This window comes from uncultured Methanospirillum sp., from assembly GCF_963668415.2.
Classification (GTDB): Archaea; Halobacteriota; Methanomicrobia; order Methanomicrobiales; family Methanospirillaceae; genus Methanospirillum.
Genome location: NZ_CAXXDL010000001.1, coordinates 2,459,540 through 2,471,848 on the forward strand (window position 1 = coordinate 2,459,540; position 12,309 = coordinate 2,471,848).

The 12,309-nt window shown below is 36.9% G+C and carries 11 protein-coding genes; 4 read left to right on the plus strand and 7 right to left on the minus strand.

The genetic code is table 11. The features are described 5' to 3' along the window. Nucleotides 1-40 precede the first annotated feature (40 nt). On the minus strand, nucleotides 41-865 hold the full coding sequence (locus ACHZA2_RS11585) for a hypothetical protein (RefSeq protein WP_319579844.1): 825 nt from the start codon (nucleotides 863-865) through the stop codon (nucleotides 41-43). A gap of 1,112 nt (nucleotides 866-1,977) precedes the next feature. After that, nucleotides 1,978-2,124 carry a hypothetical protein gene (locus ACHZA2_RS11590; protein WP_319579845.1) on the minus strand — a complete coding sequence of 49 codons (147 nt, stop codon included), beginning with the start codon at nucleotides 2,122-2,124 and terminating at the stop codon, nucleotides 1,978-1,980. A gap of 570 nt (nucleotides 2,125-2,694) precedes the next feature. Here ACHZA2_RS11590 and ACHZA2_RS11595 point away from each other — a divergent pair. Then, nucleotides 2,695-3,528, plus strand: coding sequence for an RDD family protein (locus ACHZA2_RS11595; protein WP_394698562.1), 834 nt, complete (start codon nucleotides 2,695-2,697; stop codon nucleotides 3,526-3,528). A gap of 182 nt (nucleotides 3,529-3,710) precedes the next feature. On the opposite strand, the gene ACHZA2_RS11600 is transcribed toward ACHZA2_RS11595, so the two are convergent. Beyond that, nucleotides 3,711-5,531: an SPFH domain-containing protein gene (locus ACHZA2_RS11600; RefSeq protein WP_319579846.1), complete on the minus strand. Its 1,821-nt coding sequence runs from the start codon at nucleotides 5,529-5,531 to the stop codon at nucleotides 3,711-3,713. A 449-nt stretch (nucleotides 5,532-5,980) separates the two neighbouring features. Between ACHZA2_RS11600 and ACHZA2_RS11605 the strand changes: the two genes are divergently transcribed. Continuing rightward, on the plus strand, nucleotides 5,981-6,919 hold the full coding sequence (locus tag ACHZA2_RS11605) for a DUF4013 domain-containing protein (RefSeq protein ID WP_394698563.1): 939 nt from the start codon (nucleotides 5,981-5,983) through the stop codon (nucleotides 6,917-6,919). Here the strand turns inward: ACHZA2_RS11605 and ACHZA2_RS11610 are convergent. Then, entirely contained in the window at nucleotides 6,906-7,160 is a 255-nt protein-coding gene (locus ACHZA2_RS11610) for a hypothetical protein (RefSeq protein ID WP_319579849.1), read from the minus strand. The genes ACHZA2_RS11605 and ACHZA2_RS11610 overlap by 14 nt on opposite strands. A 922-nt stretch (nucleotides 7,161-8,082) precedes the next feature. Here ACHZA2_RS11610 and ACHZA2_RS11615 point away from each other — a divergent pair. Then, nucleotides 8,083-8,292, plus strand: a complete 210-nt coding sequence (locus ACHZA2_RS11615; protein ID WP_319579850.1) for a molybdopterin-binding protein — start codon at nucleotides 8,083-8,085, stop codon at nucleotides 8,290-8,292. Nucleotides 8,293-8,557: 265 nt separating this feature from the next. On the opposite strand, the gene ACHZA2_RS11620 is transcribed toward ACHZA2_RS11615, so the two are convergent. The 3 genes from ACHZA2_RS11620 to ACHZA2_RS11630 form a co-directional block, all read right to left on the minus strand. Next, nucleotides 8,558-8,956, minus strand: a complete 399-nt coding sequence (locus tag ACHZA2_RS11620; RefSeq protein WP_319579851.1) for a hypothetical protein — start codon at nucleotides 8,954-8,956, stop codon at nucleotides 8,558-8,560. A 181-nt stretch (nucleotides 8,957-9,137) separates the two neighbouring features. Then, nucleotides 9,138-10,853 (minus strand): histidine kinase N-terminal 7TM domain-containing protein, encoded by a 1,716-nt coding sequence (locus ACHZA2_RS11625; protein WP_319579852.1) that lies wholly within the window; start codon nucleotides 10,851-10,853, stop codon nucleotides 9,138-9,140. A gap of 432 nt (nucleotides 10,854-11,285) precedes the next feature. Continuing rightward, complete coding sequence (locus ACHZA2_RS11630; RefSeq protein WP_319579853.1) at nucleotides 11,286-11,495, minus strand: TOBE domain-containing protein; 210 nt, start codon at nucleotides 11,493-11,495, stop codon at nucleotides 11,286-11,288. Between the two features lie 201 nt (nucleotides 11,496-11,696). Here ACHZA2_RS11630 and ACHZA2_RS11635 point away from each other — a divergent pair, with 201 nt between their 5' ends. After that, nucleotides 11,697-12,305 (plus strand): ribbon-helix-helix domain-containing protein, encoded by a 609-nt coding sequence (locus ACHZA2_RS11635; protein ID WP_319579854.1) that lies wholly within the window; start codon nucleotides 11,697-11,699, stop codon nucleotides 12,303-12,305. Nucleotides 12,306-12,309: the final 4 nt, after the last annotated feature.

A 12,309-nucleotide genomic window follows, 5' to 3' on the forward strand; every position in this document is an offset into this window, starting at 1 on the left:
CTATTTTAAAATTAATTTAGAAAGTAATTAACTTAAGATCTCAAAAAAATCTGCCATATTGTAGTAATACTACATCTGAAATATAGTTATATAATTCAATCGCAATTATTATTCCGATTACAGAATACATAATGTATCTGATTTGATTTTTATTCAAATTTTCATTTGATGACAACCCTGCCGACCAGATTTTTGCACTCCAAAAGAGAAATCCTAGGCCTATTATAAAACTACATGCAGATAATCCGATAAGGGTAACTAATTCTTTAATAAAAATTGTATTATTTGTTACTATAGAAGAAGAAAATGTAGTTGAATAATGCTGCATCAAATACATTTTAGCAGAATAACGAATATCATTCGTAATTAGAAACCAAACCTTAAAAATAATAAATGAGAGAAACTGGGGAACCATACCATAAGTAATCCAGGTCAATGTCCTGAAGAAATGGTTAATAGATATTTTTGCAAAATAATATAGTGCAACTGTAAAAAAAATACTATATTCTATCAGGTCTAATAAAGGGCCCAAAAATTCATAAAATGCAATTAAGGCAAAATAAAACGGAAAAATTGGGTTACTTTTATCAAAGTCACCTAACATTGTGTAAGATGAATAATAAGTGATAAAGTTATATGGGCCATTTATAATGCATAATAACCCAATAATTACAACCGGTATCCATGGATTTAATGTTTTTGAGTTAAATTTGTTAAAAAAGAGGTTTGGTTGAAGAAGAAGGAGTTTTAATGCACGGTAAATAATTGAAATGCTTGAATAAACATTAGAGACTGGAATTGAGATATTCCATACGCTTTCTTCATCCTCAAAATCAGGATTATCATTATATTCTTGACGTGACATAATTGAATTTCCTCTTGATATAATTATAGTAGATTCAAATCATAATCATTAATTTTAATCTAACGGAACTACTTTGTATTAATATAGATATTAATCTATTTGGTAAAAAGAAATTGACGATACCTAAAAATCAAGTGAAAATTGGAAAAACAGGTTCTAAATTTTCTCAAAATTTAAAAACTCGATCAAATTTTCAGTTGTGTGAACTCAGTAGTTTGCTAGCCCATTTATGGGCTTCCATTAGTTAAGGTCACTATATCAAATATCCTTATATTGGACAATATATGAGGGAATTCTAGTCCTAAACTTTCTTACCTTTTTTCAATAATTCCAAAGGAGATCAAAGAATTATTCAAATCTGAATGGATGCCGAATTATAACTTGAGGACTAGTGCCTCTCGCCACCTAAAATAGAGGGTAAAGGTGGTGTAATTTTATCCTTGTATGTTCGGACCTAAACTGCCATTTTACGGACTTATTATTCTCATTTCTGCTCATTGTCAACGCTCTATTTCATCCACTAATGAATTCAAATCTCCGATTCTTCGATTTAACCACAGTGTCAAATGACGCTCAATTCAATCTCGGCAAAATTTTACGACAAACCGTATGTCTTCTCCACTTGATTTTAACTACATTATAGTTTAATATAAAATCTTTTGGAATAATTTTCGTATACTTGTCTAGGATTTTCATTATGAAATAACGAGAATTAAGGGTTATATGTCTGACTATCCATTCCATTTCAATTATTTAATTGACATCTGATATATGAAGGATAAACGAATTGAATTCAGTGAATATTTTAGCTCTTAAAACAATAAAAAAAGAATGAATTTTGCCATATTCAACCCTAATTAAAAAGGTGGATGATAAAAAACATTCAAATTTAAACGATTTTATAGCAAAAAGATTTGATAGAAGGGAATTATAAGAAATATTCTTGGTTTTAAAATATATTCATTGATTGATTCCATCGTGTTATTGTCACAACGGGCTCAATGTTAACGCAAGTATTAGATAATTTTAAGTTGTAATCGTCACAGTCCCTTATGATATTACTACTATTAAAGCGTTGATCAAATATTCTGTTACATTCAGATTTATCGGGATTATTGTTCTTTCTCTTTTGTTTTATCAAGTAATGTAGCAAAGTAAGCAGTAAGAAGATTCCCTCCATGAGAACCCTCACCGGTTACAAGAATATTCGGGGTGACAATGATCTTCCCATCAGCAATTTTTTGTATCGCCTGGAGCATGGCTACGTTTTCTGCTCCAAGAGCTTCTTTCTGAGCAATATATGCCTTTGCCGTACCGATACCGACCTGTTCATTTGCATATGCTGCTCCTTCAGCATTTGCTTTTGTGGCATCACGGGCACCATATGCAGACTCACGAGCAGCCTGTGCATTGTCCTTATTGATATCAATCGATAATTTTGCTGCAATAACCTGGCCTATATATCGGCCCAGGTTGTCTTATTAGCAGCAATAATTCATTTTCATTAGACATTTTGTGGTATAGGTAATATTGCATAATTTCTGAATCTATCATCTGGAAATTAGGTAATCTCAATTTTTATCCCAAACTTTGCAATACATTAAGGAATAGACCTTAAATTTTTTAGATGAGGTGTCTTTATCCATTTTATTCAATGTTGTCCAATTTATTAACTCTCAATATTAGGGATTGATCTAAATTTGAATTCCAATGAATTTTGCCGTTATGAGCAAAATAATCTCCAGATCTAACATTATTCCCTATTGGTGGAAAAGTTTGGGTTTTGTGTGCTAATCATATTAAAGTAATTATAATATAAAGATATACAAATGAATAAATGTGAATCGTGTAATAAAGAATTTGAAACAAATATTAATACTTGCCCATTTTGCGGGCATAAATTTAAAGAAAATAATTTGAAGAAATTCTATTGTTATTTTTTATCGTTATGTTATGCATTTGAAATAATAGTGATCTCATGTTTATTTTTCTTTATATATAATAGAATAATTGCTCATGATGATTACCAGATATTTGTTACAAATGGCTTTATAGAATTGTCATCAATTTTAATTGCGATTCTCTTATTTATAATCTGGAAAATACGTCAACAAATTGATATATTGCCTAATATTAGTGACTCATATAAAGATAACAGATTGGAATTTACAGATAATAACGGGAAAATTTTACCTGACAATAATTCATATGGAACATTACGAGAACGAACTTATGCATATATAATCGATTTTATAATTTTATATGCTATTATTTCGATTTTTCACTTTTTTATTCTTAAACAAATTACTGATCCAATAATATTTCAAAATCTTTATTGTCAAATAAAATTATATGAAGTAATGTTTTCATTATTGTTTCCATGGTTATATTTCGCATTATTAGAAAGCTCTCGTTATCAGGGAACTATAGGAAATCTTTGTTTGAAAATGAAGGTCGTGGATCTAAACAGTAATAGAATCACATTAATTCAGGGTATCGTTCGAGGATTGATGAAAACAATACCATTTCTTGTAAATATTATCTATGTTGTAACTGTATTAATTATTTTTATAATAATCAATATTGAAGTAACAAATATGCAACTTACACATGATAAAATCGCTAAAACGTTAGTAATTAAGGAGACTGAAGATAGTTTCTAAACAAGCCTTCATATTACAAATACACATTTATTCCACATAGTTCTGAAATTACACATTGAATCAATTAATAATTTGCTTATTGAACAAGTGATAATATGCAATTTCTATGATTCATCAGAAATGACGAGTGAAATATTTATTAAACCCTCACAATATAACTCTCAAAAATTGTGAGATTAAAATTATTGTTCTTTCTCTTTTGTTTTATCAAGTAATGTTGCAAAGTAAGCAGTAAGAAGATTCCCTCCATGAGAACCCTCACCGGTTACAAGAATATTCGGGGTGACAATGATCTTCCCATCAGCAATCTTTTGTATCGCCTGAAGCATGGCTACGTTTTCAGCTCCAAGAGCCTCTTTCTGAGCAATATACGCTTTTGCCGTACCGATACCAACCTGTTCATTTGCATATGCTGCTCCTTCAGCATTTGCTTTTGTGGCATCGCGGGCACCATATGCAGACTCACGAGCAGCCTGTGCATTGTCCTTATTGATATCAATGGATAATTTTGCTGCAATAACCTGACCCTGCATATCGGCACGTGCTGTCTTCTCAGCAACAGCAATTCGTTCCTCCTGTGCTTTTGCTTCCTGCTGGTACTGCTGCTGTTGTTGTACCGCTATCTCTTTTAATGTCTGTGTCTTGAGAAGTGTATCATCCACTTTGATGTAGGCAATTAACAGTCCCTGAACTTCCAGATGGTACTTCTTGAACTCTTCCTGTGCCTTCTCGAATGCGGTCTGCTGAAGCTTGGTCCGGTCATGAACAAACTGCAACGCCTGTTGTTTCCCAGCCTCATTCCTGAAAGAAGCATCAATCAACGGATGGGCTACCTGTTCAATCAGGTTGTATACACTTCCGAACCGTGCAATTACAAATGAGGCATTATCAGCAGGAATCCGGATGATAAGCCTGACATCTACCTCAAGCTGAAATCCATCCTGGGATGTGACCCGTAACTGTCCGAACTTAAAAAATTCAGTGACTGATGCAGTTTCAATTTTTCCTTTCTGCGTAAACTGAAGGGTTTCTTTTGCTCCATCTGGACTTGCCCAGTCAATCGTAACCGCACTTGTTGGAACAATGTCTCCACGGTACGCTGCTGTATTCAGATTGTATTGACCCGGTGGAATCGGGTTGCGGAGAATACCTCTCTTCGTCTTATCACTGATCAGAAGGTGTTCCGCATTCTCGTGGATAGGTTGATTCAGATCAGGATTTTCAGGTAAATCCGGAGCAGGGCCTGATGGCTTTTCGAGTTCTTCTCCCACGCTTGAGGTAATGACTGCAACATTTCCTGGTGGGACTACGGTCATACTGACCGGAGTTACATCAAATATAAGTGGGTTAATATAGTAATCTCCTGGTTGCAGCGTCTCAAGTTGAGTGCCTCGATATCCGTTGCTCTGGATGAATACCTGCCCATTCTGGAAGTGACTGTGATCTCCGAGAGGACCTGGTGCAATAGCATATCGTGAGGGAAGTGGGATACCATCAAGTGCATTCACAATCCCGACTTTTCCCTGTTGAACAGTCACGATTGGTTTCTGTTGCACTGAGAAGATTTGGGTGTTTATACGGTAGGTACCTGGTTTCAGAATCCCGATCTGCGGACCTTTACACCCCCCGTTTTCTAAAAACAACCGTGAATCCTGATATGAGTTACATAATACTTCATCTCCGAGCAGTCGTCCGGGGGGGATTTGGACTCCTTCAATCGAAGAGACAATGCCAATATTATTTGGGGAGATTTCTATAACCTTTACCCGTTCAACTCTCCAGATGATCGGTATATAAAAGTATAACCCGGGCATGAGGGTATCGGCCTGGACACCAATCTCCCCTTTGGTTGCAATTATTTTTCCTTGAGGAAGTTTATTTCCAAACATCCTTCTTGTGATGATACCTACCTCATTGGCACGTATCAGGATCAGTCCTTTACCGACAATCCAGATAACAATGATAGCAAGTATAACTATTAGCGATAGAAAAATTAAGTCCATAATTAATCCTTCTTTAGGTTATTAATTTGAATCCGTGATGGAGGGAGAAGGTCTTGAGTTCTCTTATCTTCATCTCTTCAGAAATTCTTTTAGATCAGTACAGTAGTGTAGAGTATTTTACCAGGGTTTTGTTGATACTGTAATTCCTCCTCACCGTGCGCAATACATTAAACCTTAATCGGTTCGCTTCACGGTTATATGTAACCTTAATAAAATAACTATTTTATTTTGTAAATTTTATTAAAACTAAGTAGATACCAACTATATAGTATTTGTATGAAAATTGTTCTCAATATCCCTGAAATTCGACATTTTATCCGATCTGATACCACCTGTTTCCTGATTGAGACCAAAAATATTGATCATAGACCTTTTTTTATCGAAAGACAAATAGGTAGAATTAATATCTTATGGACTATAATTGCTTATTATTAATCAGGTTTGATGGTATGTCTATAGGAGAGCGTATATCTGATCCATTCTATTATGTGTGGGAAGGAATTGTCAAAAAACCCATTATCTGGGTAATCCTTACAGTATTCTGTTTTGGTGGTTCGCTATGGGGATTTACATCAAATATTGTAATACTCAAGTATATTTCAAATACTAAACCGGTATTGACATATTACCCGGATTTTTTTACTCAGTACCCACTTGAAACCTCAGTTGCATGTTTCATTGCAGGGACAATTTTATTGTTATTTCTGGCCGGGTATACATATCAGGTATTTCATGGTATAACACCGGCACCGGAGATGAAAAATTGGGGGTTCATGCTCATAAATGGCCTCAAAGTTACGGTCATCTCATTTGTATATTTCATCATTCCAATTCTTGTAGCCTGTTTTCTGGTGGTACTCCCATTGTGTGGGCAGATATCGTCCATGCATCAGTTATCCGGGGAAACGACAAATCCAGCAACAACACCTGAAATATTCAAATTCTTTGGTATTATTCTTGGTGGATCCCTCATATCGTTTTTGGTCTTTATCGTATTTTGGATATTCAGTATTATTGGAATTATCAGGTTTTGTAGAACTGGATCGATGAGTTCAGCCTTTGAACTGTCAGAAGTTCTCGAGAAGATCAGGAATATCGGCTGGACACGATATTTGGGTTCTCTTATGGTATTTGTAATCATAATGGTTTTCTTTGGGATTATTAAAGGGATTATCTCATTGATCCTCCTGGCAATCGGATTCGTTTTTGGACTCATATTCAAAGGAACGATGCCGGTTTTTATCGGTATCAGTATGATTATTGCATTATTCATTCAATCACTCATCGCTGTTTACTCTGCACGATATTTCTCGGTATTATATGATGCTGATGACAATTCAGAGAATTTGGTTGATACGAACAGTCCCGGATATACTACACCCCTATAAGGTCATCAGGTTCACCAAAGAGATGCATATGATCTTCAGGCGATATCCTGATCCAAGATGAAAATAATGCTCTGTGTATTGGTATTACTCCATATCTGTGGAGTAGTGTCAGCAAAAGGTGGTTTTCATAGGGGTGGTTTCCATATATCGTCATCATTCCATGGCACAAACTCCCATGTTTCATCTGGTTCACGGGTTGCTGAAGGAAATCCGGGTTCTGAGAATCTGGGTATCCCTTCATCTGTGAAAATATCTAGGTCACAACCAAAGAGTTCAAAAGAGGGAGAAGAACCGGAAATTACACGTCAACCGAACGCTTTCTCCTGGCGCAATGTAATGTATTGGGGCCCAAGGATATATCATGGAAATGGCAGTTCTCCTATCCATCAGGAGAGTAACTCATTCATTGACCAGATATCAGGATTTTTCAGAGAAATTACTGGAAAGATCATCGCTTCAATAAGATCATTTTTTCAGGTTATCAATCAGTAAAAGTCACCGCTGGATTGAGAAATTGTCTTTCTTACCTACTAGTGTCCCTCGCCACTTAAATTTGTGGATATAGGTGACGCAGTTTAATTCTTGTATCTTCTGATTTAAATTACCATTTTAATGACTTCTGATTTAATTTCGGTTCTTCTACAAAGTTTTATTTCATTATTCAATGAAATTGGATCCCCGATTCTTCTGTATAAACATTACATGGTCATTACATTCAACTCAATTTCAGCAATGTTTTCCTATGAACCGTATTTTGGTGAGTGATGGATCTCTAATCTTTTGGAAAGATTAAATGCTTCTTTAGGAGCAAATGTTGGATATAATGCCCCTATTAACTGTTGTCAATAATTATCATAATCATTTTCTAGAGAAATTACTCTCTAATTTAAGTGGCGAGGGGCACTAACAAATCAAGAATGAGATACCTTCTCACCAAAATCGCCAAAACTAGAATAATTGAGATACTTTGATCGATAGATTTTATCAAATATACAAGAAGGCTTGGAAAAATAGAATTACACACCTTGCGCAGGGCAAATGATCTGACCAGTACGTGTTTGGTTATTATTTCAGCTCGTGTCGTACGTTACCGCTTGGCAAATCTTTATATGAGCAATAAGAGTTCATGGTGTGCTACACCCCGTAGCATGAAGGTGAAAAAAATGAAAATTAGTGCAAGGAACGCTCTGAAAGGAACGATCAAGTCTATCACGAAGGGACCGGTAAATGCAGAGGTTGTCATTGATATCGGGGGGGGAGTCCTCGTAACAGCCATGATCACTGCCCATGCAGTAGAAAACCTCTCCTTAAAGGAAGGGATGTCTGCATACGCAGTGGTGAAGGCCAGTGAAGTAATGGTTGCCGTTGAGTAAGCGGAACGCCACCTGAACACAACACTCAGCTTTCCATGGTTTATGTTGAATCAAACTGATTCAATATAATTTTCATCTGTTCTTGGAAATTCTTGTATCTGTCTACTCTGCTATTTTTAATTAGAACTAAACTCTCGTAAACTGGGTTTCAAAAATAGAATCAGTACCGGAAAAGGTAGAATATCTATAGATAAACTGACCCTCCAGAAAATTAGGTGAAATTTATGGGTGAAAGAACTAAAGATCAGGCTGGTGTGTTAGAAACTTAATTATTATGAGTCTTCTGAATGAACCCCTTCCAGTTTGCTTTTGTCTCTACAACCAGATCATTCATCTGATCGTACTTATACTGCTTCTCTTCTTCCATCCGTTGATACAGCGGATCAACGAACTTATTGATCCTTTCAGTAACAAACTCAGATATCACCTCATCTTTTGCTAGAAGATAGGTTTTTCCGTTTTCACCGGTGTTCTCATTAAGTGACAGGTACTCTATCCATCTGCCATTGTCAAGTTCTGGCAATTCTGCAAAATTGTTCCTGATGATCCTGGCTTCCGGGTTTGATGAGATAAAGACCTTATAATTATCAGAACTGTTGTAGATGAGAATGTTGTTTCCAAGTGGCAGGAGTGAGAGATTTTCAACCCGGGAACGTGTCTTCATATACTGAAATGCGGCATCCAAACGTTTAATATTTAATTGATTCTTCTTGACCATATGCAACAATCAATGTTTAATAATAAATATTTTTCGAGGTTCTGATACAGAGCATCAAGCCGATAGAAAAGGAAGAGAACTCAAACACTCCCAAAGATTGTAGTTAAAGTTTCGAAAAAGAGAACTCTTATAAATTCATGTTTATCTCAGGAGGAATCATAAATCCCCCATGAGGAACAGTCATCTCAAACCGGACTCCTTTTCCAGGTGTTCCGATCTCTTGTATGGTGATTGAAGTAATTCCCAGAATCTCCCGTACAAGGAAAAGGCCATAGCCGGTATTTTTACCAAATCCTCTCGCAAATATCTTTTCTTTCTCCTCTGAGGCGATCCCCCCGCCATCATCCTCATAGATAATGAGAGCAGATTGATCGGTTATCCTTGATGTAAGAGTAATTGTGGTGATGTCTCTTCCATGTCGCAGAGAATTGTCAATAAGGTTGTAAAATACCTTTTCGATCAACATATCCGCATAAATTACCAGGTTTGCATCGACGTTGCAGGAGACTGATGAAGGGACGTTCCTGGTAACCCACGCCTTTTGCATAACATCTGAAACCTTGTACCACCCTGGCTCGGCTATCCCGAGATCCTGGTACACTGATGTGAAATTTATGAGTTGTTTTATCATTGAAGTGGCTTCTTTCACCCGTTCAATTGGTATCACAGAATGGGGCTGGTCACCGGAGTTTTTTGCGATATCGTCAATGTAGAAGGATATAATCATTATCTGATTCAGGATATCATGGCGGGTAATTGATGTTAGCAGGCCTAGTTTTTTTCCAGCTTCTCTCAAGGCATTCTTTGACTGTATTATCTCACTGACATCCCGCATGACAATCAGTCTGCACTCCAGCCGTTTTATGGAATCAAAAACAGGATACATGTCGATTGCATAGAAATAAGAACTTTTTTCAAACTGATGCTGGATGGTTGTATGAACAGGATCCGGGCCGGTAAGGCTGGGAACTGACTCTGATAAAAATGTTGTAATCCTGTTGAAATTTTCTCCGATAGGAGAGGCGTTCTCAAGATGTAGGATTGCAACTGCTGCATGATTGATCGCAAGGATTCGGTGTGACGGATCCAGGACAATGATACCATCATGAAGATGCTCAAAGATCTTACGATGAGGAAAATGGACGAGATCAAAGAACTGGTAATGAAATATCTCGAGAAGGACGATGATTCCGGCAAATGCCAGAACGATGGGCGTAATATCAAAGTCTGGATACAACCGGGGCATCAGATGATAATACGCATACCCCGCCAGGAGCGAGATTATAACACAGATAAACAGAAAGGACTGAATAAAAAATACTCTCGGTGAATAATAGAGAATATAGATGAAGATGAGTAAGCAGAAGAGAATGGAGAGAAATATGTATGTACTCAGAACATCGTACATGAAACCCGGAGTTATTGAGATAATTGTCAACCCATCAATTGTCAGGGCGTTTACTGCCTGATAATACCAGTGATGGTACTCATTGGTAAAGTATGAGAGAAAACTGATGACAGGTATAAAGAAGATGAGCAGCCGGGTCTTCCAGGTAATAAAGCGATCAAATCCCCCAAACTTCAATGCAAAGAGGATGACAAAAGCCGGTATCCATGGAATTGCAAGATATTCTATCTTAAGATAGAGGATGTGAAGGGAAGGATCAAGTGCAGTTACCTCGAGGGCATAGAAAAATAACCACCAGGCAATGAGGAACATATAAAAACTGAACGTTCCTGAACCACGAACATCCCTGCGGTTCCAGGTGATAAATGAGATAATCCCTGATATTATTGCCGATAAAAACATCAGGTAAAAGAATGGATAATTTTGAAACTGCATGAGTTACCTGTTTGTGTGAATATGTTTCGTTCAATAAACTCTCATGTAATCCTGGAATTGATGAGGATTTAGAAAAACTCCCGATATAATAAAGAAAGTGGGAATTCCTTAAAATTTTTATGCTAACCTTTTTGTAAATTCTTCTTCTGATTATTGAGAAATCATGAGGTTACTGAACTCATTAACGGGTATTCATGTAATATTTATTGTGGCGTTAATAATCATTGTTCCTTGTCTTCACAGATAAAGGAATATTTACCGGCATCTCTCTATCATAGGAATATAATCTACATAGTCCCGTAATATAATATATTGCCTTATGTGTATGTGGGCCGATAATCAGGTAATCTGGACGAGTATTATATCTGATGGGTAAGTCCGGTATCGTGAAAAAAAGGATTGTACTGATCGATCGAATGTTATCTGAAATTTTTAATCGACAGCGACCATCACTTCGCTTGCCTTGACAACCGCGTAGGCTTCCTTTCCTTCCTTTAAGCCGAGGTTTTCAACTGCATGTGCTGTGATCATCGCAGTAACAAGTTTACTGCCACCGATGTCAATGACAACTTCTGCGTTGACCGGACCCTTGGTGATGGATTTGATGGTTCCCTTGAGTGCATTGCGAGCGCTAATCTTCATGTTTTGTTACCTCTTTTGCTGCCATTGTGAGAGGCAGGTAATATACCCTCACTCCCTACATGTTTAATACTTTTGGTTATCTCGATAGTTTAATAGGTGATGTGTGTCAATTATAATTTGATAAATAGAGGGGCACATTCTTGAATATGCCGAAAATATTAAACTTTCAAAAAAGGATTGTGTAATTTACACAATATACATATGAAGGGACGATATAATATCACTCTCACTCCAGAAATGGATGAGAAATTGAACAGGCATGCATATCTGACCCGCAAAAGCAGGAGTAGCCTGATCGAGGAGGCTCTTGAACAGTACCTTACCGGTTCTGGTGACGATTCGCGCTTTCCGGATGGTGATGAGATCTCGAATCTCAAAGAACGGATTGAGGCAATGGAGGCGAAACTTCACAAAATAGAAACAAAAGAAGGCTCCGGTCCGATCCTGGATCTGTCAGGCAGAATGGTATCTCAAGAAAAAACTCCTCTGAAACTACCTCATACTCCAACTACCCGAACTTCAAAAAATACTCAACCTAATGATGATGCACCAGATGAAGAGATGCAGTCAGCATTAGCACTAGACCCAGAAGGGTGGTACACCCAGTCATTGGTGAGTGAATTTCTGGATCAGTCAATTTTGCCAAGTACTAGGAAGAGTATCGTCTCGCTGGCTGTTGCACGGGGAGAGATGGAGACGAATGGTAAGAAAAGGAAAGGGTGTAGAATAAAAGGTTCATCAGTAATACGATGGATAATATCGATGAGAAAGAAGGAGAAACCACCGGTATTCTTTCTGGGTTCTCCGTAACCTG

What these genes read in the sequence shown, in the direction of transcription:
- ACHZA2_RS11585 (WP_319579844.1), bottom strand. Translation starts at nt 865, where the DNA reads ATGTCACGTCAAGAATATAATGATAATCCTGATTTTGAGGATGAAGAA.
- ACHZA2_RS11590 (WP_319579845.1), bottom strand. Translation starts at nt 2,124, where the DNA reads ATGCTCCAGGCGATACAAAAAATTGCTGATGGGAAGATCATTGTCACC.
- ACHZA2_RS11595 (WP_394698562.1), top strand. Translation starts at nt 2,695, where the DNA reads ATGAATAAATGTGAATCGTGTAATAAAGAATTTGAAACAAATATTAAT.
- ACHZA2_RS11600 (WP_319579846.1), bottom strand. Translation starts at nt 5,531, where the DNA reads ATGGACTTAATTTTTCTATCGCTAATAGTTATACTTGCTATCATTGTT.
- ACHZA2_RS11605 (WP_394698563.1), top strand. Translation starts at nt 5,981, where the DNA reads ATGTCTATAGGAGAGCGTATATCTGATCCATTCTATTATGTGTGGGAA.
- ACHZA2_RS11610 (WP_319579849.1), bottom strand. Translation starts at nt 7,160, where the DNA reads ATGAAGGGATACCCAGATTCTCAGAACCCGGATTTCCTTCAGCAACCC.
- ACHZA2_RS11615 (WP_319579850.1), top strand. Translation starts at nt 8,083, where the DNA reads ATGAAAATTAGTGCAAGGAACGCTCTGAAAGGAACGATCAAGTCTATC.
- ACHZA2_RS11620 (WP_319579851.1), bottom strand. Translation starts at nt 8,956, where the DNA reads ATGAAGACACGTTCCCGGGTTGAAAATCTCTCACTCCTGCCACTTGGA.
- ACHZA2_RS11625 (WP_319579852.1), bottom strand. Translation starts at nt 10,853, where the DNA reads ATGCAGTTTCAAAATTATCCATTCTTTTACCTGATGTTTTTATCGGCA.
- ACHZA2_RS11630 (WP_319579853.1), bottom strand. Translation starts at nt 11,495, where the DNA reads ATGAAGATTAGCGCTCGCAATGCACTCAAGGGAACCATCAAATCCATC.
- ACHZA2_RS11635 (WP_319579854.1), top strand. Translation starts at nt 11,697, where the DNA reads ATGAAGGGACGATATAATATCACTCTCACTCCAGAAATGGATGAGAAA.